This is a genomic window from Stenotrophomonas sp. PS02300, from assembly GCF_029959395.1.
Classification (GTDB): Bacteria; Pseudomonadota; Gammaproteobacteria; order Xanthomonadales; family Xanthomonadaceae; genus Stenotrophomonas; species Stenotrophomonas maltophilia_AD.
The window spans coordinates 100,258-121,035 of sequence record NZ_JASCOP010000002.1; the positions used below are offsets into that span (position 1 = coordinate 100,258).

The window sequence follows — 20,778 nt, forward strand, 5'->3', positions numbered from 1 at the left end:
GTTACTTCCCTCGGTGCAGCCAGCGATACAGCACCGGCAGCACCAGCAGGGTGAGCAGCGTGGAAGACACGATGCCGCCGATCACCACCGTGGCCAGCGGGCGCTGGACTTCGGCGCCGGCGCCAACGTTGAACGCCATCGGCACGAAGCCGAGTGATGCCACCAGCGCGGTCATCAGCACCGGGCGCAGCCGGCCCAGCGCGCCTTCGCGCACCGCATCGGCCAGCGGCATGCCGCCTTCACGCAGGCTGCGCACGAAGCTGATCATCACCAGGCCGTTGAGCACCGCCACGCCCGAAAGCGCGATGAAGCCGACGCCTGCGGAGATCGACAACGGAATGCCACGCGCGGCCAATGCCAGCACGCCACCGGTGAGCGCCAGCGGTACGCCGCTGAACACGATGGCCGCGTCCTTGACCGAGCCGAACGCCCAGAACAACAGCGCGAAGATCAGGATCAGGGTCACCGGCACCACGACCGCCAGGCGCTGACTGGCGGAGATCAGCTGCTCGAAGCTGCCGCCGTACTCGATCCAGTAGCCATTGGGCACCTGCACATCGCGGTTGATCGCCTGCTGCAGGTCACTGACGAAACTGCCCAGGTCGCGATCGCGCACGTTGGCGGTGACCACGATGCGGCGCTTGCCGTTTTCGCGGTTGATCTGGTTCGGACCCTCGCTGTTGGCCAGCGTGGCCAGCTCGCGCAGCGGCACGGTCCGCGCGGTGCCGCTGGTCCAGCCGCCGGCCCGGCTGGATTCGTCGGCATCGCCTTCCAGCGCCGGCGCCAGCGACACCGGCAGGTCGGCCAGCGCGGCCGGGTCCTGGCGCAGCGCCTCGGGCAGGCGCACCACGATGTCGAAGCGGCGGTCGCCTTCGAACAGCTGGCCGGCCACCTGCCCACCAACCGCCGTGGCCACGGTGGACTGCACCTGCCCCGGGTTGAGCCCGTAGCCGGCCAGCGCACTGCGGTTGGGGGTGACGGTGAGCAGCGGCAGGCCGCTGGTTTCCTCCACCCGCACATCGGCCGCGCCCGGTACGCTGCCGGCCACGCTGGCGATGCGCTTGCCCACCTTCAGCAACGTCTCCAGGTCATCGCCGAACAGCATCACCGCCACGTCGGCACGCACGCCGGAGATGAGTTCGTTGGTGCGCATCTGGATCGGCTGGGTGAACTCGTAGTTGTTGCCGGGCAGCTGCTCCACCGCCGCTTCCAGTTCGGCCAGCAGCGCCGCGCGCGGCTTGCGCGGGTCCGGCCAGTCCTTGCGCGGCTTCATCATGATGAAGGTATCGGCCACCGACGGCGGCATCGGGTCGGAGGCAACCTCGGGCGTGCCGATCTTGGAGAACACCTTGCTTACTTCCGGGAACTGCACCAGGCGGTTCTCGATCAGCTTCTGCATCTCGATCGATTGGCTCAGGCTGGTGCCGGGAATGCGCATGGCGTGCATGGCCACGTCGCCTTCGTCCAGGTTGGGCACGAACTCGCTGCCCAGCCGGGTGGCAAGCAGGCCGCAGCCCACCACCAGCACCAGCGCGCCTCCCACCATCCAGCGCCCGCGCCGCAGCGAGAACGCCAGCAGGGGTTCGTAACGCCGGCGCACCCAGGCCATCACCCGGTTTTCCTTCTCCTGCACGCGGCCGCCCAGGAACAAGGCAATGGCGGCCGGTACGAAGGTCAAGGCCAGCACCATCGCACCGCTCAGCGCGAGCACCACGGTGATCGCCATGGGGTGGAACATTTTTCCTTCCACGCCCGACAGCGCGAAGATCGGCAGGTACACGGCGGTGATGATGCCCAGGCCGAACAGGCTGGGGCGGATCACTTCGGCGGTGGCGCTGGCGGTTTCGGCAAAGCGCTCCTCACGGGTCATGTCGCGGCCCAGCACGTGCTGGCGTTCGCCGAAGCGGCGCAGGCAGTTTTCGATGATGATCACCGCGCCATCGACGATCAGGCCGAAGTCCAGCGCGCCCAGGCTCATCAGGTTGGCCGAGACGCCGCCACGCGCCATGCCAGTGAGGGTGAACAGCATCGCCAGCGGAATCACGGCGGCGGTGATCAATGCCGCGCGGAAATTGCCCAGCAGCAGGAACAGCACCACGATCACCAGCAGTGCGCCTTCCACCAGGTTCCTGGCCACGGTCTGGATGGTGCGGTCCACCAGGGTGGTGCGGTCGTAGCTGGCGGTGACGGTGACGCCGGCCGGCAGGCTGCGTTGCGCCTGTTCCAGCCGCGCGGCCGCAGCCTGGGCCACATCACGGCTGTTGGCACCGATCAGCATCACCACCGTGCCCATCACCACTTCATGGCCATTCTGGGTGGCGGCGCCGCTGCGCAGTTCGGGTCCATCGGCGACGTCGGCCACGTCGTGCACGTGGATCGGCACGCCTTCGCGGCGCTCCAGCACGATGTTGCCGATCTCCTCCAGGTTGGCCACCTGGCCGGGAATGCGCACCAGGAACTGCTGCCCGTTGCGTTCGATGTAACCGGCGCCAACGTTCTGGTTGTTGCGTTCCACCGCCTGGGCCACATCTTCCAGGGTGAAGCCCAGCGCGCGCAGGCGGGCCGGATCAGGCGTAATGTGCACCTGGCGCTGGAAGCCACCGATGGTGTTGACCTCGGTCACGCCCGGCACGTTGCGCAGCTGCGGACGGATCACCCAGTCCTGCAGGGTGCGCAGGTCGGTGGAGGTGTAAGCGCTGCCATCGGGTTTGCGCGCCGTGGGATCGGCGTCGATGGTGTACATGAAGATCTCGCCCAGGCCGGTGGAGATCGGCCCCAGCTGCGGGTCCAGCCCGGCCGGGATCTGCGACTTCACCTGCTGCAGGCGTTCGGCCACCTGTTGCCGCGCGAAGTAGATGTCGGTGCCGTCTTCGAACACGACGGTGACCTGCGACAGCCCATAGCGCGACAGCGAGCGTGCCTGTTCCATCCGTGGCAGGCCGGCCATCACGGTTTCCACCGGGTAGGTGATGCGCTGTTCGGCTTCCAGTGGCGAATAGCCCGGGGCGGCGGTGTTGATCTGCACCTGGACGTTGGTGATGTCCGGGGTGGCATCGATGGGCAGCTTGGTGAAGCTCCACGCGCCCACGGCGATCAATGCCAGGGTGAGGCTCATCATCAGCCAGCGATGGGCGATGGAGGCGGCAATGATGCGCTCAAGCATGGCGATGCCCTCCATGCCCGGGGGTGGTTGCGTGCTCAATGCTCATGCGACGCTCCCGCCTTGCCGATGTCGGCCTTCACCACGTAGCTCTGCGCGGTGACGACGTCATCGCCGAGGGTGAGGCCTTCCAGCACTTCCACCTGGTTGGCATCGCGCGCGCCGAGGCGCACCGGACGGGCGGTGTAGGTCTCGCCGGTGCGTACGAACACCACGTCCTTGCCGTCCATCGTCTGCAGCGCGCTGAGCGGCACCACCTGCGCGGCGGGCCGGGTGGCGACCACGATGCGCGCCTTCACCGCAGCGCCCGGCCGCCACAGGCCGTCGTCGTTGCGCAGCGTGGCGCGGGCCACGGTGCTCTGGCTGGCGGTGGCGGTGCCGGGCAGCACGCGTTCCAGCGTGGTGGCCTGGGTGACCCCGTCGGTCATGCGCGACACCGTGACCGGTACGCCGGCGGTGATGTGCTGGGTGTCGTTGCCGAAGATGTGCAGGTCCACCCACAGCGTAGACAGGTCGCCGATTTCGAACAGCGGCGTGCCCTCCCCCGCCACCCCGCCGACCTGCGCCTGGCGGGCCAGTACCACGCCGCTGATCGGGGCGCTGACGGTATAGGTGGTGAGGCTGAGGTTGCTTTCGATGCTGGCCAGCACCTGGCCGGCCTTGATGGTGTCGCCCACGTTGGCCCGCAGCGAGCGGATCGGGCCGGGGAAGCGGGCCATCACCTGCGCGACACGGCCGTCCACCGGGGTCAGCAGGCCCTGCACGTCGTGTTCGTCGGCGATGGTGCCGGCGGCGACCGGGGCGACCCGGATACCGGATTGTTCGGCCATCGCCGCGGGAATGGTGGTGCTCTCGGGGGCGTCGTCGTGGTCTTCGCTCGTGTCGGTGTGGCCCGGTTCGCCGTGGCCGGCGTCGGTGTTGGCGGTTGCCGTCGGTGCGTCCTTGGCACAACCGGCCAGTGCGAGCAGGCACAGCAGGAGGGCGGCGATGCGCGCCGCGCGGGTAATCGAAAAGTTCATCGGCGGTCCTCCGTGGACACCGTCGCGGTAGCGGGGGCGGTGTTGGCGTGGGCAAGCAGGCCCTGGCCGGTCAGCCGCTGCAGTTCGATCAGCGCGCGCTGCGCGGCGATGGCGGCATCGAGCTGGCGTTGCCGCGCCTCGATGCGCATGGCCTGCAGCTGCGCCCATTCCATGTAGCTGATGGCACCCGCGCGCCACGCTTTTTCGGCGGCGTTCTCGGCGCGCCGCAGTTGCGGCAGTACATCGCTCGCCATGCGGGTGACTTCCAGCCGCGAGGTTTCATAGCGGCCATGGGCCTCGGCCAGCGTGGTGTACAGCTGCAGCGCGCGCGCATCGCGTTCCACCCCGTTCAGGGCGAGCTCGGCTTCGGCTGCGCGGATCTCCGGACCGGCGCGTCGCACGCTGCCCAGTGGCAGGCTGAAGCCGCCGACCAGCGCGGTATCACCGCTGTCGCGGCTGTTGCGCACGCCGACCTGCCAGCTGATATCCGGCCGTGCCTGGGTGCGTGCCAGCTGCAGCTGCGCTTCGCGCACGCGACGTTCGCCAGCCAGCACGGCCAGTTCCGGGGTGCGCTGCAGTTCGTCGGCGAGGACGTCGAAGGGTTGCAGCGCCGGCAGCTGCAGCGGGTCACCGCTGACCACGTCGAAGCCGGGCTCGCGTTCGCACCACAGCGCCGACAGCGCCAGACGGGCGGCGCGGTCGGCCTGCCGGGCGCGATCGCGGTCCACTTCGGCCTGCGCCAACATCGCCTGCGCGGTCATCAGCACCGATTCCGGCGACGCGCCCGCCTGCAGCCGCAGGCGAGCGGCCGCCACGGCGCGCTTGCGCTGGTCGATGTCGGTGTCGGCAATGGCCCGCTGCGCACGCGCTTCGGCGATGGCGAGGTAGCGCTGGGCCACGGCCGCCATCAGGTCCAGCCGCGCGGTTTCGCGCTGCGGTGCCAGCGCATCCAGGTTGGCCTGGGCCAATACCCGGCGCGCGTCCAGCTTGCCGCCGCGTTCCAGCACGCCAGCCAGGCTGACGGTCAGTTCGGCGGCATCGAAGCCACGGCTGCCGCCGGTACCCAGCGCGTTCTCCAGCTCCACGCCGACCGTCAGTGGCGGGCCGAACGCGGCCGCCTCACGGCGCGCTTCCCAGACCGGGCGCTGGGCATCGGCCAGGCGCAGGTCGGGGTGGTAACGGGCGACCCGGGCGATGGCCTCGTCCAGGGTCAACGGGGGGTTCGAGGCGGCTGCAGCGGGCGGCGCTGCTTGGGCGGAAGGGGTAACAGGCGCCGTGCCCTGCGCATACGCGCACGGCACGAACGCAATGGCAGCAACGGCTGCCAGACGCGTCCACATGGGAATCTCCAGAAAGCGGTTCAGAGGTGAAGCCGCGGCCGTTGGCCGCGTGGCATCACGCCGCTATCGGGGGGCGCAGCAGGCTCTCGGGCGGCTGCGCCAGCAGCTGCGCGGTCAGGCCGCCCGGCACCAGGTGTGCCGGCGCAGCGGGCAGCGACCATGCCGATGCGGCCAGTGGCAGCACGCCGCCGTGGCCATGGCAATGCCCGCAGTGGACCAGCGCGTGCAGCAGGCGCGCGCTGTCGTCTTCGTCGTGATCGGCATCGGCGTCCAACGCCGCGGTGTCATCCACCGGCTGCGCATGCGACAGCGCATGGGCCAGGCCGGTGTCGCTGTGCGACAGCGCGTGCAGGTCACCCAGCGCCGACGCCAGTGCGCCACCGGCCGTGCCGAACAGCACCACCACCAGCATCAGCAGGCGGAGGGGCAGCGACAGGCGGCGGCGCAGGCGGGACATCATCGGCGCAGGGTAGCGGCGGCGCTGCCCGTTACACAATCGCAGCCCGGGGCGGCGTTCATGCAGAAAGGGTGTCCGGCAGCGCACAGATTGCCCGCCGGATCCCGCGCAGGCGAGCTGCCTCGGCGGCGCTGCACGGCTCCGGCGTCTTCGGCAGGATGCGACCCTCAATGGGCACCTTCAGCAGGTAGTCGCACTGCAGCTGGCCGCTATTGCATTGTATGGAGCGCGAGACGGTGCGGCCCGGGTCGCAACCGACCTGCACGCGCCTGCTCCAGGTGGGGCTCGTGTCTTCCATGCGCAGGCTGGGCACGCCCAGCTGCTCGGCGATGCCGGCAATGTCGTTGCAGCTACCGGCATGCCCGTTACCAACCAAGGCGACCCAGCGCTGTGGGCCGGACTTGCCGGCCTGCAGGTGCTGGTCGTGGATGATCCGCTGGGTCGCCACATGATTCATGAGCTTGATCCGGATATCCGGGGAGGCCGCGCTGCTCAGGCCGTTGCCGTCGAGCAGGCCACGCACGTGGTAGCTGGTCATCAGGTCCAACGCCACGATGCGCATGCCAACGTGGAAGGCAGCATCGATCAGGTTGCGGAACGTCGCGCCACGCTCCGCGTTGGTCATGTGGCCGAAGTCCTGTTCGTCAATGAACCGGACCAGGGCGGGCGACAGCTGGCCAGTACGGTGGAAGCGGTCGAGATCGGGCTGATGGATCTCTTTCTGGAAATGCTCCAGGTACAGCGTGTCCACGCCCGATCGGCGCAGCAGTGGCATGTGTCTGATCAGCAGGTCTTTGCTTCCCTGGGCCGAGTGCACCTCGCCGACGACCAGCCCGTGGGAACGCGTCAGCAGCTGTTGGAGAAGATCGGCGTGTGTCTCGACCGGCAGGAGATCTGGCCAGGCGTGGCGTTCATCGCGGGGAGGCGCTGCGGCGTGCAGGGCCGTGTCGAGCAGTTGCGCGCGTTTGGCGAAGAAGCTGTGGAGCGCGGCACGTTGCTCCGGTTCCACCTGCATGTAGTAGTCCGGGTCGAGCACCTTGCGGTGACGTTGCAGCAGGGCGACCAGCAACGTTCCCTGTTCGGGCGACATCGCAAACGGGTGCAGCGGATCCGGCTCAGAGGCGCGTTTTGGCAGGGATCGGGCACAGCGCGCCGCAAGCCGGAGCGTGTCGGCATCGGGCAGGTTGCGCAGGGTGAGCAGGGTGGGTTCGGCGCGGACGCGGCGCGGCGGCGGCGACGTGCAGGAAGGCAACAGGCGGTGTTTCAGCGCGGACAGGGCATCCAGCATGGTCAGGCTCCTTGTGGGGGAAAGCGCGCCGCAGTGGGCGCGCCCTGACCAGCCTAGTGATCTGCTGCAACAGCGCTGCGATGCGCTAAGCAGTTTCGGGTGTCGTACTTCAGGCCGTGTGCCGATGCGTGCGCGAGCGCACATCGGCACCGACCAGTTGCGACATCAGGGCGCGCGGCGCGCGTCGATGTACGCGCGGATCTGCGCATCCAGCACCGGCAGCGGCACCGAGCCCTGGCTGAGTACCGCGTCATGGAACGACTTGACGTCGAAGCGGTCGCCCAGCGCCTTCTCGGCCTCGCCACGCAGGCGCACGATCGCGATTTCACCCAGCTTGTAGCTGAGTGCCTGGCCCGGCCACGAGATGTAACGGTCCACTTCGGTGGTGACCTCGTGCTCGCTCAGCGCGGTGTGGTCGCGCAGGTAGGCCAGGGCCTGGTCGCGGGTCCAGCCCTTGTGGTGCACGCCGGTATCGATCACCAGGCGCGCGGCGCGCCACATTTCATAGGTCAGGCGGCCGAAATCCTCGTACGGGGTTTCGTAGATGCCCATTTCCACGCCGAGCTTCTCGCTGTACAGGCCCCAGCCTTCGCCATAGGCGGAGATGTAGGCGTTGCGGCGGAACTCGGGTTGCTCGCCCTGCTCGGCCGCCAGCGCGCCCTGCAGGGCGTGGCCCGGGTCGGACTCATGCAGGGTCAGCGCCGGCAGGTTGTACAGCGGGCGGGCCGGCAGGTTGTAGGTGTTCACCCAATAGGTGCCCATGCCACCCCGGCCGGCGGTCCAGAACGGAGCGATATCCGGCGGCACCGGCACGATGGTGAAGCGTGCGCGCGGCAGGGTCATGTACTTGCCGATGACGCCGTCCACGCGCTTGGAGATCCAGGCGGCGCGGTGCAGCAGTTCGTCGGGGGTCTTGGCGTAGAACTGCGGGTCGGTACGCAGGAAGGCGAGGAACTCGGCAAAGCTGCCCTTGAACTTGACCTCCTTGATGACCTCGTTCATTTCCTTCTGGATGCGCGCCACTTCCTTCAGGCCGATCTCGTGGATCTGCTGCGGGGTAAGGTCCAGCGTGGTGTATTCGTGGATCTGCTGCTGGTAGTACGCCTTGCCATCGGGCAGCGCTTCGGCGGCCAGGGTGGTGCGCGCCTGCGGCACGTACTCGCCGACGAAGAAGGTGCGCAGCTTGACGAAGGCCGGCACCACGCTGGCGCTGATGGCCTGGCGGGCCTGCGCCTGCAGTTCGGCCTGTTCGGCGGCGGGAATGCTGGCCGGCAGTTTCTTGAACGGTGCGTACAGCGGCGATTGAGTCGGGTCCTTCAGCTCGGCCACGGTGGCGATGGAGACTTCGCGGCCGTCGAGCACGGCGCGCGGCACGCTGAAGCCGCGCTTCAGGCCGGCCCGCATGTTGTCGGTCTGCTGGTCGAAGTAGCGCGGCACGTCGTTGAGCCGGGCGATGTAGTTGCGGTAGTCGGTGGCGGTCTTCATCTCGCGACGCGCCATGAACGAGAGGTTGGACCAGAACGAGGAATCCGAGTTGAACGGCATCTCGTAGCCACGCAGGCGCACTTCTTCGGCCAGGTTGAACACCTGGTCGCGGTAGATCGCGTAGTTGACCTGGTTGGTGGGCGAGAGCGCCTTGGTATCGACCTTGCCGAGCTGGGCCAGCACGTCATCCCACACCGCAAGGCGCGCCTGCTGCGCCGCCGCGCCCACGTCGGGCATGCGGGTGGCGGTGGCCGGGCCATCGCCGTCTTCGCTGGCTTCGCCGCCACCGGCCTGGCGCCAGGCCCATTCCTTCTCGTAGATGGCGCGGAACGCGGCGTCGGCCGGCGATTCGTTGGCCAGGCTGGCCGGCCCGGCCGCCGGTGCGGAGGGCGGTGCGGCCAGCGCCGCAGGGGCAGGAAGGGCCAGGGCGAGCAGCAACGCAGCAACGAGCGGTGATTTCACGAGCAGGGGTTCCCGGGGGACGGCAAACCCCGATCATGGCACCGGCCAACAACGCACGCCATGTATCGAAAGTATGGGCCGCTAGTTGGTAAGAAGCTTGCGGGTCGCCCACCTAATGCAAGGTAAAGCTACCCTAATCGGTTCCACCTAAGCGGTCGACTGCTCCAGTGCTCAGAAATAGACTGGGTAAATCCGCTTCGCACTAGCTTGGCGCGGCCGCTGCACCATTCGCCCAAGTCGCGACGAACCACAATTCCCTCCGGCGGGCCGTCATCGAATCGGCTGAGGCTCGCGTTCAGAAGGTGAATAAGCTTCGGCAGCTCAGTTCTGCCATGGAATAACCTAGGCACTCCGAACAGCCCCAACCTGCCCACTAGCGCGTCGCGCCTCGTAGTACTCCAGAACTTCTGCGTCTCACGATCATACACATCGAAGACCAGAAAGAAGTCCGGCAACTTTGAGTATTCTATTGAATGACGTGCTGCGCACCACTCGCCAAATACCATGATGTTACTTGTTAGGACATCAAGCAGACTAGATTCGTGTGCGAGCCGCCACGCAGTCAGCCTCGAGAACTGACCCGAATACGGAGCGCGCAGGTACTCTCCACGGTTCTGAATGAGTAGGTCACCAGAATCTGACAGAGAGAATCCCAAATTCGCGCCATCAATCTTCTCCTCTACTACTACCGGGCCGCTTAGAAGCGCCGCTGCCTCAGCACTAGAAAGAACCTTGTCGTCTCTTGGAAGGCCATCGCCTAGCCAAGTCAGATGTGGAGTGTGCGGAAAGCGGAAGAACTCACTCATCGTGCCAACTCGGGCAATGGAGGCTGTACCTTCAATGGAAATTTTTTCTTATAGAACCTACATGCGTCGTCCGGGCAAATAAAATCTACGGTCACGCCGGCGTCGTGCAACTCTTGCCACCAATCTAGCCACTTGCAGTCTGCCGCCTGCAAGATGCATGGTTTGTCCACATGGGCATTCGCGGTTGCGGCGAACTTCCTGTCCGGCGGATCAAACCATGGCTCTAGGCCTGGGCACGGAAACTCGCGAAAGAAGTGCTGAGGATGCTCGCTAAGAGCTACCTGCTCGACGAATCTCTCGTTTCCGGCGTTCCTAAGAAGCCATTTCAGGAAGACGTCTCCGACGCCCTTCGGAGGACTGAGGCTGGTCTTATTCTGGTACTCACCAAGTATCCGGTAGCCATCATCAATGACGACCACCGTATCGTTCATCGCCTTCGTCAACCGATCAATGCACCGAAGTACGCAAGGACCAGATACGTCTTTGTGCTGGTTGTTAGCCACAAGAATGACGTTAGTGTCGATTACCGCTTTCATTTTTTCGCACCAGCATCCATTGCATCCATCTTCCGCTGGATTGCCGCTCGAGTTCGACCCGCAATATCCGCCATTTCATCACCGAAGAAATTCTCTGGCCAGTTTTCGATCTCGCCATACTCGGTGAGCTTCAGGGGTTCGAGCTCGGTCGCGGAACCCGCACGACGGCAGAAGTAGACAGCCACGTCGTCCGTTGAGATTCCGCCCTCCGCCACTCTTCGTTGGAGCCTGTTCAAGAAATGCTCAGAGTGGCTTTCGACAATCAGCTGAACGTTTCGCTCTTTTCCATTTTCTCTGGCTTGAGTAGCAGAAATGAATACATCGGCAAGCTCGGCTTGAACTTGCGGATGGAGATGGATCTCCGGCTGCTCCATCCAAACGGTTGAATTGGGAGGGCAGTAGAAAGCTTGGACCAGCGCGGGAAGCACCTGTGAGACGCCAAATCCGACATCAGTGATCTTTACCTCGGAAGCCTTGGCGTGGGTACTAACCAGAACTTCATACTCTTTACGCCCCTGAGCCACTGGCCGGACCGAGAAATCGTGAATCACTCCAAGATCCTTGAGCCAGCTAGCAACGAAGGCAGCGAAACCCTGACGAGAGCGCTTCGGGCCTCGGTTAAGCATCCGACCTTCACTTTCCGCCGCCAGAATAGCGGCCACGGCGTACTCGCCCATCTGCCCTACGCTGGATGGAGTATCACCAGACCATTGATAGATGCGCTGAGGGTGATTTCTAAGAGGGCCTAGATACGACAGGCTATTAAGCATCCCTTCCGTTGCCAACGCAAAATCCGCCAGGAATCCCGCATTCTTGTACCTAGCAGTACTAATGTCAGAAAGGCGGTAGAATTTCTCAGGCTCCTCCAACGGCCACTTTCTTCCGTCCGCCATCTTGAAAGAGTAACGGTCGGACGAAAGATTTAGCTTACGCTTCTCGTCTCTCTTAAGTGCAACGTCCAGCACATCGACGTCCCCGCTATCCAGGACATAGCTGAGCGCCTGCACTTCAGGCTGCCCAGTTCGGCCCGCTGAGAGCTCGACGGAGAGCTTCATGTGATTGCCTTGGTACCGCCCATTCTGAAGGAGAGGATCCGTCACCTCCATGGGCCTCGGCAGTTGCCAGCCAATTTCAAACTGCAAGGTCTGCGACAGGTCGTGGCCGTGGACGCAATCCGCGAAGGTCCCAAGATCGATGAGTGAGGAGCCATCCCCTAGATGCAGCGCCCTTTTTCGGTCCGTGGACCGCGCGGTCTGCTGAAGAGCAAGCAGCAGATGCCCTAAGCTGCTCTTGCCAGCGCTATTTGCGCCAAAGATCACGGTCAATGGAGCAAGTCGGATGGGACCAGTATCCTTCCACGCCTTGAAGTTCCTGATTCGCAAATGGGTCAGCATTTCGACCTTGCTCCTGTTCGAAGTCGATCACTTCGCTATTGTGCCCTACGGTAGCTTCAATTATCGGCCCAGGAATAGAACGAATTGCAAGTTGCACGATTGGGAAGGATGGTCGTAGATTTCAGTGGCTGGCCTTGTCCCGCTTCCAACCACGGTGCTGGATATCCAGCTTCAAGCTGTAAAGCGCGGTAAACGCCGGGAACAGGTTCTGCAGCACGCCCACCGAATCCTGCTTGGCCGAAAACAGGAAGTAGCTCAGCGTCATCAGGCTGCCCACCACGCTCATGTACCAGAACAGGCGCGGGATCACCGGCTTGCCGGCCCGGCGCGAGGCGACGAACTGCACCAGCCAGCGGCCGCCGAACATCAGCGCGCCGGTGTAGCCGATCAGCTTCCAGCCGGTCACGTGCAGGCCGGTCCAGAACAGCCAGGTCAGCGGTTGGTCGAGCCAGTGCAGTTCCATCAGCGTTCTTCCACGGCCGTGCGCTTGCTGCGCGTGATCAGCCAGGCCACCCCGCGCAGGTCGCGGATGCCAACCAGCGCGCGGCCCAGGTTGTTGTACTTGGACACCCCGGCGGTGCGGTGGCGGTGGTTGACCGGCACACTCACCGTCTTCCAGCCGGCGCGCTGCATCAGCGCGGGCAGGTAGCGGTGCATGTGGTCGAAGTACGGCAGCTCCAGGAACGCGGCACGCTCGAACAGCTTGATGCCGCAGCCGGTGTCGGGGGTGTCGTCCCGCAGCATGCGGGCGCGGATCGCGTTGGCCCACTTGCTCGCCCAGCGCTTGCTGCCGCTGTCCTGGCGGTTGACGCGCCAGCCGGCGAACAGCTTCACCTGGGGTTCGGCGGTCGCACGCGCAGCCAGCAGCTTGGGAATGTCGGCCGGGTCGTTCTGGCCGTCGCCATCCAGCGTGGCGATCCACGGCGCGCGGGCGTGCTTGACCCCGTTCTTCACCGCCGTGCTCTGCCCGCTCTGGGTGACATGGTGCAGGACCCGCAATTCGGGGTTGGCCGGCTTCAAGGACTCCAGCACGGCCAGGGTGTCGTCGCGCGAGTGGTCGTCGATGTAGACGATCTCGAAGTCCACCTGGCCGCGCAGCGCCGCGGTGATCTCCTTGATCAGGGGCTGCACGTTGTCGCGTTCATTGAATACCGGGACGACGACCGACAACTGGGGTTGGCTCATGATCGGGCTCTGCGAAAGGCCAGGAATGAAAAAGACCGCGCATTTTCCGAAATCAAGGTTATCCGAAGATGAACCTGCCGATGTGAGTCAGGCGCGATCACCGAAATAATCGCGGCACCAGGCCACCACCGGCGGCAGGCCGCGCTCGATCGGGGTGACCGGCTCATAGCCGAATGCGTCATGCGCACGCCGGGTGTCGGCCATGGTGCGGACCATGTCGCCGGGCTGCATCGGCTTGTAGACCTTCTGCGCCGGGCGTCCAGCGGCGGCCTCGATGACCCCGATGAAATGTTCCAGCTCGATCGGGGTGTGGTTGCCCAGGTTGAAGACACGGTGCGGTACGTCCTCGCCGGACGGATGCGCCAGCGCGCCGAGGATACCGGCCACGATGTCGGAAACATGTGTGAAGTCGCGCTGCATCTTCCCGTCATTGAACACATCGATGGGGCGCCCGGCCAGCACCGCGCGCGAAAACAGCAGCGGCGCCATGTCGGGGCGGCCCCACGGGCCGTACACGGTGAAGAAGCGCAGGCCGGTGGCGTGCAGGCCGTACAGCTGCGCGTAGGTGTAGGCCATCAGCTCGTTGGCCGCCTTGGTGGCCGCATACAGCGAGCGCGGCTTGTCGATGCGCTGGTCTTCGGAGAACGGCGGGGTGGCCGAATCGCCGTAGACCGAGCTGCTGGAGGCGTACACCAGGTGGGCCACGCCGCGATGGCGGCACAGCTCCAGGATGTTGACGAACCCGGTCAGGTTGCTGTCCACGTAGGCGTGCGGGTTTTCCAGCGAATAACGCACGCCGGCCTGCGCGGCGAGGTGGATCACACGGGTCGGCTGGACCTCGTCGAACAGCGCGGCCAGGCCGTCGCGGTCGGTCAGGTCCAGCACGCGGATATCCGCTTCCGGGCACAGCGCAGCCACGCGATCGCGCTTGATCTGCGGGTCGTAGTAGTCGTTGTAGTTGTCCAGGCCGACCACCGTGTGCCCGGCATCGAGCAGGGCACGCACGGTATTGGCGCCGATGAAGCCTGCAGCGCCGGTGACAAGAAGGGTCATGGCAATCGTCCCGGAAATTCCAGGCGACAGGATAGCGCCGTTACCTTTACGTCACTACAGGCTCAGCGGCGCCTCGCGCGCCAGCGTGGCCTTGCGTTCCTTGCTGAAATCCCACCAGGGACGGGGTGCTTCGCCCTGCATGAAGCGCACGATGGAGAGGAACACATCGATCACGCAGGGGTCGTGCAGCACCCCGGTGCGCATGCACAGCTGCGCGTACATGTCGTAGGCATCGCGACCGCGCACGTGCGCGGGAACCCGGATGCCGATCAGACGAAGATCCTTCTCACAGGCCGGCCCGACGTTTGGCAGGTCGGTCAGGCGCAACAGATGGTTGCGATCGACCTTGGTGGGGTTCATCAGGTGAGTGGGTTCCTCTTGCGTGGTGGGGGACTCAGCCCTTGCGTACGCGGAGCTTCTCGAGCACGCCGTCCAGCGTGTCCAGGTCGGTGTAATGGATGATCAGCTTGCCCTTGCCGCCGCGGCCGTGATTGATCGCCACGCGGGCGCCCAGCGATTCGGACAGCTCGGTTTCCAGCGAGGCGATATCGGCCTGCGGGGCGGTCGCGCTCGGCTTGCGGCGCAGCGACGCAGGCACCTTGCCGGCGGCGAACTGCTGCGCACGGTGTTCCACTTCGCGCACCGACCAGCCCTGGTCGGCCGCTTCCTGGGCCAGCTTGCTGGCCAGTTCCGGGGCCAGGGTCAGCAGTGCGCGGGCATGGCCCATTTCCAGCCGGCGGGTTTCCAGCAGCAGGCGGATCGCCACCGGCAGCTCCAGCAGGCGCAGCAGGTTGGACACCGCCGCGCGCGAGCGGCCGACGGCCTGGGCGGCCTCGGCGTGGGTCAGGGCGAATTCGCTGATGAGCCGCTGCAGGGCTTCGGCTTCTTCGAGCGGGTTGAGGTCTTCGCGCTGGATGTTCTCGATCAGCGCCATCGCGATGACGGTGCGGTCTTCGAGCTCGCGCACCACCACCGGCACTTCGTCCAGGCCGGCCAGCTGCGACGCGCGCCAGCGGCGTTCGCCGGCCACGATCTCGAAGCTGTCCGGGCCGAGCTGGCGCACCAGAATCGGCTGGATCACGCCCTGCGCCTTGATGGAGTCGGCCAGCTCGGCGAGCTTGGTTTCGTCCATGTCGCGGCGCGGCTGGTACTTGCCCGGCTGCAGCTGCTTGACCGGCAGCTTGCGCAGCACTTCACCCGGCAGCGGTTCGATCACGGCCGCGGCCTGTACCTGTGTCACCGCGCCCTTGGGCCCCAGCAGCGCATCGAGGCCACGGCCGAGGCCGCGTTTCTTGCCGGGGGCGGGCTTGGTGCTCATCAGGCGGTCTCCATGGCCTTGCCGGCCGTGTTGCGTTGGTGGTGGCGGCGGATGATCTCGCCGGCCAGGCCGAGGTAGGCGACGCCGCCGCGCGAGGCGCGGTCGTAGCCGACGATGCTCTGGCCGTGGCTGGGCGCCTCGGCCAGGCGCACGTTGCGCGGCACGATGGTGCGGAACACGCGGTCGCCGAAGTGGTCGGTCAGTTCGGCCGACACGGCGTTGGCCAGGTTGTTGCGCACATCGAACATGGTGCGCAGCACGCCCTCGATCTCCAGGCTGGGATTGAGGTTGGCGCGCAGCGCATCGATGGTTTCCACCAGCGCGCTCAGGCCTTCCAGCGCGTAGTACTCGCACTGCATCGGCACGATCACCGAATCGGCGGCGGCCAACGCGTTGAGGGTCAGCAGCGACAGCGCCGGCGGGCAGTCGATCAGGATGAAGTCGTACTCGTCCTGGATCGGGGCCAGCGCGCGCTTGAGGCGCTGTTCGCGCTCGCCCTGGTCCATCAGCTGGATCTCGGCGGCGGTCAGGTCGATGTTGCCCGGCAGCAGGTCGAAGCCTTCCGGGGTGGTCACCCGGACTTCGGCCGCGGTGCTTTCGCCCAGCAGCAGGTCGCAGGTGGAGGCGGCAACTTCGCGCTTGTCCACACCGCTGCCCATGGTCGCATTGCCCTGGGAATCGAGGTCGACCAGCAGCACGCGCTTGGGCGCAGCAGCCAGGGCGGCGGCCAGATTGACGGCAGTCGTGGTCTTGCCGACGCCACCTTTCTGGTTGGCGATGGCGATGATGCGGGCCATGCGGGTGAGCCTCATCGGCAGGGGGTGGGACTGGGCATTATGCGGGCATGGGGCGTGTCGTGTCTCACGGACCGGCCACCACCACCAGATGTCGCTCGCCGGTCAGCCCCGGAACATGCAGCGGCAGCACCTGTTCCACCTGCCAGCCGGCCGGCAGCTGGGCGATCTCGTCGTGCGGATGGAGGCCCTTCATGGCCAGCAGGCGTCCGCCGGGGCGCAGCAGGTGCCCGCCGACGGCGATGATGCCGGCCAGGGTGTCCATGGCGCGGGCGGTCAGGTTGTCATAGGCGCCCGGTTCGGCCAGCGCCTCGGCACGGGATTCGGCCACGCGGGCATTGGTCAGCCCCAGCTGGCGCACCGCTTCGCGCATGAAGCGGGCCTTCTTGCCGTTGCTCTCCACCAGGGTCACCTGCAGCTGCGGGCGGGCGATGGCCAGCGGAATGCCGGGCAGTCCGGGGCCGGTGCCCAGGTCAGCCAGGGTGCCCTGCTCCAGGTACGGCTGCATCGCCAGCGAATCGAGCAGATGGCGGGTGACCATCTCCATCGGGTCGCGGATGGCGGTGAGGTTGTAGGTGCGGTTCCAGCGGTCGAGCAGCGCCAGGTAGGTCAGCAGGGGCGGCGCCAGGGCGGCATCCAGGCCCATGGCAGCCAGGCCGCGCTCAAGCGCTTCGGCCACGCCGGCCGGGAGTTTGTGTTCGGTCATGCCCCCATTATCGCAGGCTGGGGGCCTGCTGACTGCGCGGATTCGGTGCGCTTACAGCGCGTGCCAGGCCAACGCGGCGCGGAAATCGTCCGCGGCCTGCCATTCGTGCAGGTGCCAGCGTGGGGCCGGGCCCAGTTCCGGGTCGCACCAGGCCAAGTGCAGGGCGCCGTCGGCGCCGGGCGCCAGCTGAAGGCGGTGCAGGCCGAACGAGATGCCCTGCCCTTGCGCCTTGAGGATGGCTTCCTTGGCGCACCAGACCCGGAAGAACCAATGGGTGCGGGCATCCTCGTCCAGGCCCAGCAGCCAGGCCACCTCGGAAGGGTGGAAGAAGCGTTCGATGATTTCGGCCATGCGCGGTCGCGGGCGCAGCGGTTCCAGGTCCACCCCCAGCCGTACGCCCTCGCCCAGCCCCACCAGCAGCAGGCCGTGGCTGTGGCTCCAGCCGGTGCCGAAATGGGCCAGCGGGCCCTGCAGCTCCGGGCGGCCGCGCGGGTCGCGCTGCAGCGGCAGGCCCTCCGGGCTGCCGCCCAGCTGTTCGGCCAGCAGCACCCGCGCCTGCGGCTCGCCACGGGTGCCGGGCACGTGCGGCAGGCGCCAGACGGTCACCGGGCCGAACCGCCAGGGACCGTCCAACGTGGCCGGCAGGCTCATGCGAACGCCCCGCCAATACGGCTGCACGACGACTTCACGGGGGCTGCCGTCAACTGGCCCCGTCTCATCGGCACACAAACTCTGGGAGTGGACAACATGGGCATCATCATCTGGTTGATCGTCGGTGGCATCGTGGGCTGGCTGGCCAGCATCATCATGCGTCGCGACGCGCAGCAGGGCATCATCCTCAACATCGTGGTCGGCATCATCGGCGCGCTGATCGCCGGGTTCATCTTCGGCGGCGGCATCAACGACGCGATCACGATCCGAACGTTCCTGTTCTCGCTGATTGGTGCGGTGATCCTGCTGGCAATCGTGAACCTCTTCACTCGCAAGAGCGTTCGCTGACTTACCGGGTGGGTAACGACCAACGGTCGTTACCTACCTCTCTCGCCTTACCCCAGCTGCACCCACGCCGGCGCGTGGTCGCTGGGCCGGTCCCAGGTCCGCGGCTCGCGGTCGATGCCCGAGGCCAGCGCGCGCGCCTTGAGCGCATCGGACACCAGGGTCAGGTCGATGCGCAGGCCCAGGTTGCGGCGGAAGCCGGCCGCGCGGTAATCCCACCAGCTGAAGACGCCCTCTTCCTCGCTATGCAGCCGGAAGGCATCGTGCAGGCCCAGCTGCAGCAGCTTGTTGAGCGCGCCGCGTTCGGCGGTGGAGGTCAGGATGTGGTTCTCGTTCCAGACCAGCGGGTCGTGCACGTCGCGCGCGTCGGGGGCGATGTTGAAATCGCCCATCACCACCAGCTCGGGGTACTTCTGCAGTTCCGAGGCTACCCAGGCGTGCACGGCTTCCAGCCAGCGCAGCTTATAGGCGTACTTGTCGGTGTCCACGTCCTGGCCGTTGACCACGTACAGGTTGATGATGCGCACGCCGTTGACGGTGCCGGCGATGGCCCGCTTTTGTTCGTCCTCGAACCCGGGAATGCCGATCTGCACATCCTGGGCCGGCTCGCGCGACAGCAGCGCCACGCCGTTGTAGGTCTTCTGACCGGCGAACACGCTGCGGTAGCCCAGCCCGGCCAGCACCGCGTCGGGGAACTTGTGGTCCTCCATCTTGGTTTCCTGGATGCCGACCACGTCCGGCGCGAACGCGGTGAGCCACTGTTCCAGGTGCGGCAGGCGCACGTTGAGCGAATTTACGTTCCAGGAGGCGATTTTCATGGGGGCATTGTAGCCGCGCTACCGAAGAATGGCCTTCAGGAGACCGGCGATCCTTGAATAGGGCGGCTTGAGCAGGTCGCTCGCTGCCCAGCGTGACTGCCAGAGGATCGGCAGCTGCTTGCTCATGGCGTCGAAGCCTGCGCGGCCGTGATAGGCGCCCATGCCGCTGGGGCCGACGCCGCCGAACGGCAGGCCGTTGATGGCGAAGTGCAGCAGGGTGTCGTTGACGGTGACGCCGCCGGCCACGATCTGGCCGAGCACGCGCTCCACTACCGGCCGCTGTTCGCTGAAAACGTACAGCGCCAGTGGGCGGTCGCGTCCCTGTACGGATTCCAGGGCGGCATCCAGGTCGGGATAGGCGCAGACCGGCAGGATCGGGCCGAAGATTTCGTCCTGCATCAGGTCCAGGTCGGCTGGCGGGTCGAGCACGATGGTCGGCACGATCAGCCGCTCGCGGCGCGCGCGCTCCGAATCGATGCTGGCCAGTTCGATCACCGGTACGCCGCGCTCGCGCGCCTGGGCCAGGTAGCCGAGCAGGCGCTGGTACTGGCCTTCATTGATGATGTGGGTGTAGTCGTCGGTGTTGCTGAAATCGCCGTAGCGCGCGCGCACCTGGGTCTGCAACTGCTGCACCAGCTCGCGCTGGCGGCGGCCGTCGATCAGGACATAATCCGGCGCGATGCAGGTCTGGCCGGCGTTGAACCACTTGCCGGTGGCCAGCCGCGCGGCGGCCTTGTCCAGCGGGTAGTCGCTGCACACGATGGCCGGTGACTTGCCGCCCAGTTCCAGGGTGAGCGGGGTCAGGTGCTGCGCGGCAGCGGCCATGACCTTGCGGCCCACGGCCGTGGAGCCGGTGAACACCAGGTGGTCCAGCGGTGAGCCGGCCAAGGCCGATGCCAACGCGGCATCGCCCTGAACTACCGCCACCCGGTCGGCGGGGAACACCCCGGCCAGCAGGTCATGCAGGAAGGCGCTGGTGCGCGGGGTGTGTTCGGAGGGTTTCAGGAGGACATGGTTGCCGGCGGCAATTGCAGTAGCCAGCGGGATCAGCGCCAGGTTCACCGGGTAGTTCCAAGGCGAGATCACCCCGACCACGCCGAGTGGCACCGGCCGGGTCTGCGCCCGCGCAGGCCAGAACCGCCAGCCCACCCCGACCCGGCGCGGGCGCGTCCACCCGCGCAGGTGGCCCAGCAGGTGGTCGATCTCATTGAGCACGGTCATGCCGTCGGCGATCAGCGACTCGTGGGTGGAGCGGTGGCCGAAATCGGCGGCGATGGCCTCGGCCATCTGCGCCAGGCGTGCCTTGAGGACCGCGCGCAGGCGCTGCAGGTCGCTGCGGCGCTGTTCCAGCGACGGACGGTTGGCCTGCCAGGCGATTCGCAGGGCGTGCAGGACGACAGGAAGATCCGCGGGATCGGTGTGGACATCGCTCATGCCGCGACTATAGCGTCACACCATGTGAGGCCGACGGTCATGCCACCCTCGCACGTGGTGGGGTTATCGGCAGTCGATCGGGATGCGACCCTACCCGCCTGTCCCCGGAGTTCTGGCATGAGCGAGCGTGGCGTGGAATCTCTTGGAATGTTCATCGGCAAGGCCGTGGCGGTCTCCCGCCTGGAGGGACAGGTCTCGATCAGCACCGATGACGGCTGGTCGCTGCACATCTACAACAGGGTCGCGTTCTCCGGACTTCAATCGGCGGATGCGCCTCCCTGGTCCCTTCGTCTTGAAGTGGCCGGCAGCGCGCTCGACGAGAGTGGACTGACGCTGACGTTCGGCGACGGCTCGGCCTTGCACGTGGACCTGAGCGACGGCGGATACGCAGGACCGGAGGCGATGCAGCTGAACGCACCTGACGGCCGCATCACCGTCTGGAATTGACCCGCCAATGAAAAGGGCCGTGGCAATGCCACGGCCCGTCTGGTTCACGCCATCACCGATTTACTTGGTGATTTCCACGC

At 66.4% G+C, this 20,778-nt stretch carries 21 protein-coding genes; 2 read left to right on the plus strand and 19 right to left on the minus strand.

The features are described 5' to 3' along the window. Position 1 precedes the first annotated feature (1 nt). From QMX79_RS01150 to QMX79_RS01230, 17 genes are all read right to left on the minus strand, one after another. On the minus strand, positions 2 to 3,163 hold the full coding sequence (locus tag QMX79_RS01150) for a CusA/CzcA family heavy metal efflux RND transporter (protein WP_282243549.1): 3,162 nt from the start codon (positions 3,161 to 3,163) through the stop codon (positions 2 to 4). A gap of 35 nt (positions 3,164 to 3,198) precedes the next feature. Continuing rightward, a complete protein-coding gene (locus tag QMX79_RS01155) occupies positions 3,199 to 4,179 on the minus strand; it encodes an efflux RND transporter periplasmic adaptor subunit (protein ID WP_282243551.1) in 981 nt (326 codons plus the stop codon). Further along, on the minus strand, positions 4,176 to 5,519 hold the full coding sequence (locus tag QMX79_RS01160; RefSeq protein WP_282243553.1) for a TolC family protein: 1,344 nt from the start codon (positions 5,517 to 5,519) through the stop codon (positions 4,176 to 4,178). The genes QMX79_RS01155 and QMX79_RS01160 overlap by 4 nt, the downstream gene beginning before the upstream one ends. A gap of 55 nt (positions 5,520 to 5,574) precedes the next feature. Further along, positions 5,575 to 5,976, minus strand: a complete 402-nt coding sequence (locus QMX79_RS01165) for a hypothetical protein (protein ID WP_282243556.1) — start codon at positions 5,974 to 5,976, stop codon at positions 5,575 to 5,577. Positions 5,977 to 6,034: 58 nt separating this feature from the next. Continuing rightward, entirely contained in the window at positions 6,035 to 7,264 is a 1,230-nt protein-coding gene (locus QMX79_RS01170; RefSeq protein ID WP_282243557.1) for a membrane-targeted effector domain-containing toxin, read from the minus strand. Between the two features lie 165 nt (positions 7,265 to 7,429). Further along, a complete protein-coding gene (locus QMX79_RS01175) occupies positions 7,430 to 9,211 on the minus strand; it encodes a DUF885 family protein (protein WP_282243558.1) in 1,782 nt (593 codons plus the stop codon). Between the two features lie 128 nt (positions 9,212 to 9,339). Then, positions 9,340 to 10,017, minus strand: coding sequence for an RNA ligase family protein (locus tag QMX79_RS01180; RefSeq protein ID WP_282243559.1), 678 nt, complete (start codon positions 10,015 to 10,017; stop codon positions 9,340 to 9,342). After that, on the minus strand, positions 10,014 to 10,553 hold the full coding sequence (locus tag QMX79_RS01185; RefSeq protein WP_282243560.1) for a hypothetical protein: 540 nt from the start codon (positions 10,551 to 10,553) through the stop codon (positions 10,014 to 10,016). Before QMX79_RS01185 ends, QMX79_RS01180 begins: the two co-directional genes overlap by 4 nt. Further along, positions 10,550 to 11,947 (minus strand): DUF3696 domain-containing protein, encoded by a 1,398-nt coding sequence (locus QMX79_RS01190; protein WP_282243561.1) that lies wholly within the window; start codon positions 11,945 to 11,947, stop codon positions 10,550 to 10,552. The genes QMX79_RS01185 and QMX79_RS01190 overlap by 4 nt, the downstream gene beginning before the upstream one ends. A gap of 121 nt (positions 11,948 to 12,068) precedes the next feature. Continuing rightward, entirely contained in the window at positions 12,069 to 12,410 is a 342-nt protein-coding gene (locus QMX79_RS01195) for a lipid-A-disaccharide synthase N-terminal domain-containing protein (protein WP_282243562.1), read from the minus strand. Then, complete coding sequence (locus QMX79_RS01200) at positions 12,410 to 13,132, minus strand: glycosyltransferase family 2 protein (protein WP_282243563.1); 723 nt, start codon at positions 13,130 to 13,132, stop codon at positions 12,410 to 12,412. Before QMX79_RS01200 ends, QMX79_RS01195 begins: the two co-directional genes overlap by 1 nt. 87 nt (positions 13,133 to 13,219) lie before the next feature. Further along, positions 13,220 to 14,185, minus strand: coding sequence for an NAD-dependent epimerase/dehydratase family protein (locus QMX79_RS01205; protein ID WP_282243564.1), 966 nt, complete (start codon positions 14,183 to 14,185; stop codon positions 13,220 to 13,222). Between the two features lie 54 nt (positions 14,186 to 14,239). Continuing rightward, a complete protein-coding gene (locus tag QMX79_RS01210; protein ID WP_068847862.1) occupies positions 14,240 to 14,545 on the minus strand; it encodes a helix-hairpin-helix domain-containing protein in 306 nt (101 codons plus the stop codon). A gap of 34 nt (positions 14,546 to 14,579) precedes the next feature. After that, positions 14,580 to 15,503, minus strand: a complete 924-nt coding sequence (locus tag QMX79_RS01215; RefSeq protein WP_282243565.1) for a ParB/RepB/Spo0J family partition protein — start codon at positions 15,501 to 15,503, stop codon at positions 14,580 to 14,582. Continuing rightward, positions 15,503 to 16,300, minus strand: a complete 798-nt coding sequence (locus QMX79_RS01220; protein WP_068847867.1) for a ParA family protein — start codon at positions 16,298 to 16,300, stop codon at positions 15,503 to 15,505. Before QMX79_RS01220 ends, QMX79_RS01215 begins: the two co-directional genes overlap by 1 nt. A gap of 64 nt (positions 16,301 to 16,364) precedes the next feature. Beyond that, positions 16,365 to 17,003, minus strand: coding sequence for a 16S rRNA (guanine(527)-N(7))-methyltransferase RsmG (gene rsmG / locus QMX79_RS01225; protein ID WP_282243566.1), 639 nt, complete (start codon positions 17,001 to 17,003; stop codon positions 16,365 to 16,367). A 51-nt stretch (positions 17,004 to 17,054) separates the two neighbouring features. Next, entirely contained in the window at positions 17,055 to 17,654 is a 600-nt protein-coding gene (locus tag QMX79_RS01230; RefSeq protein ID WP_282243567.1) for a 4'-phosphopantetheinyl transferase superfamily protein, read from the minus strand. 96 nt (positions 17,655 to 17,750) lie between these two features. Here QMX79_RS01230 and QMX79_RS01235 point away from each other — a divergent pair, with 96 nt between their 5' ends. Then, the gene (locus QMX79_RS01235; protein WP_282243568.1) at positions 17,751 to 18,002 is read left to right on the plus strand and encodes a GlsB/YeaQ/YmgE family stress response membrane protein; all 252 of its coding nucleotides are present in this window, start codon (positions 17,751 to 17,753) and stop codon (positions 18,000 to 18,002) included. 47 nt (positions 18,003 to 18,049) lie between these two features. Here the strand turns inward: QMX79_RS01235 and xth are convergent, their stop codons facing one another. Both xth and QMX79_RS01245 read right to left on the minus strand, forming a co-directional pair. Then, positions 18,050 to 18,817: an exodeoxyribonuclease III gene (gene xth / locus QMX79_RS01240; protein ID WP_282243569.1), complete on the minus strand. Its 768-nt coding sequence runs from the start codon at positions 18,815 to 18,817 to the stop codon at positions 18,050 to 18,052. 18 nt (positions 18,818 to 18,835) lie between these two features. After that, positions 18,836 to 20,251, minus strand: a complete 1,416-nt coding sequence (locus QMX79_RS01245) for a coniferyl aldehyde dehydrogenase (protein WP_282243570.1) — start codon at positions 20,249 to 20,251, stop codon at positions 18,836 to 18,838. 117 nt (positions 20,252 to 20,368) lie between these two features. On the opposite strand from QMX79_RS01245, the gene QMX79_RS01250 reads away from it, so the two are divergent. Continuing rightward, positions 20,369 to 20,698 (plus strand): hypothetical protein, encoded by a 330-nt coding sequence (locus tag QMX79_RS01250; RefSeq protein WP_282243571.1) that lies wholly within the window; start codon positions 20,369 to 20,371, stop codon positions 20,696 to 20,698. Positions 20,699 to 20,778 lie beyond the last annotated feature (80 nt).

Bases quoted from the DNA above. Each gene is read 5' to 3' on its own strand.
- QMX79_RS01200 (WP_282243563.1), bottom strand. From the start codon at position 13,132: ATGAGCCAACCCCAGTTGTCGGTCGTCGTCCCGGTATTCAATGAACGC.
- QMX79_RS01195 (WP_282243562.1), bottom strand. From the start codon at position 12,410: ATGGAACTGCACTGGCTCGACCAACCGCTGACCTGGCTGTTCTGGACC.
- QMX79_RS01155 (WP_282243551.1), bottom strand. From the start codon at position 4,179: ATGAACTTTTCGATTACCCGCGCGGCGCGCATCGCCGCCCTCCTGCTG.
- QMX79_RS01250 (WP_282243571.1), top strand. From the start codon at position 20,369: ATGAGCGAGCGTGGCGTGGAATCTCTTGGAATGTTCATCGGCAAGGCC.
- rsmG (WP_282243566.1), bottom strand. From the start codon at position 17,003: ATGACCGAACACAAACTCCCGGCCGGCGTGGCCGAAGCGCTTGAGCGC.
- QMX79_RS01185 (WP_282243560.1), bottom strand. From the start codon at position 10,553: ATGAAAGCGGTAATCGACACTAACGTCATTCTTGTGGCTAACAACCAG.
- QMX79_RS01215 (WP_282243565.1), bottom strand. From the start codon at position 15,503: ATGAGCACCAAGCCCGCCCCCGGCAAGAAACGCGGCCTCGGCCGTGGC.
- QMX79_RS01205 (WP_282243564.1), bottom strand. From the start codon at position 14,185: ATGACCCTTCTTGTCACCGGCGCTGCAGGCTTCATCGGCGCCAATACC.
- QMX79_RS01160 (WP_282243553.1), bottom strand. From the start codon at position 5,519: ATGTGGACGCGTCTGGCAGCCGTTGCTGCCATTGCGTTCGTGCCGTGC.
- QMX79_RS01180 (WP_282243559.1), bottom strand. From the start codon at position 10,017: ATGAGTGAGTTCTTCCGCTTTCCGCACACTCCACATCTGACTTGGCTA.
- QMX79_RS01220 (WP_068847867.1), bottom strand. From the start codon at position 16,300: ATGGCCCGCATCATCGCCATCGCCAACCAGAAAGGTGGCGTCGGCAAG.
- QMX79_RS01165 (WP_282243556.1), bottom strand. From the start codon at position 5,976: ATGTCCCGCCTGCGCCGCCGCCTGTCGCTGCCCCTCCGCCTGCTGATG.
- QMX79_RS01230 (WP_282243567.1), bottom strand. From the start codon at position 17,654: ATGAGCCTGCCGGCCACGTTGGACGGTCCCTGGCGGTTCGGCCCGGTG.
- QMX79_RS01235 (WP_282243568.1), top strand. From the start codon at position 17,751: ATGGGCATCATCATCTGGTTGATCGTCGGTGGCATCGTGGGCTGGCTG.
- QMX79_RS01190 (WP_282243561.1), bottom strand. From the start codon at position 11,947: ATGCTGACCCATTTGCGAATCAGGAACTTCAAGGCGTGGAAGGATACT.
- QMX79_RS01150 (WP_282243549.1), bottom strand. From the start codon at position 3,163: ATGCTTGAGCGCATCATTGCCGCCTCCATCGCCCATCGCTGGCTGATG.
- QMX79_RS01245 (WP_282243570.1), bottom strand. From the start codon at position 20,251: ATGAGCGATGTCCACACCGATCCCGCGGATCTTCCTGTCGTCCTGCAC.
- QMX79_RS01170 (WP_282243557.1), bottom strand. From the start codon at position 7,264: ATGCTGGATGCCCTGTCCGCGCTGAAACACCGCCTGTTGCCTTCCTGC.
- QMX79_RS01210 (WP_068847862.1), bottom strand. From the start codon at position 14,545: ATGAACCCCACCAAGGTCGATCGCAACCATCTGTTGCGCCTGACCGAC.
- xth (WP_282243569.1), bottom strand. From the start codon at position 18,817: ATGAAAATCGCCTCCTGGAACGTAAATTCGCTCAACGTGCGCCTGCCG.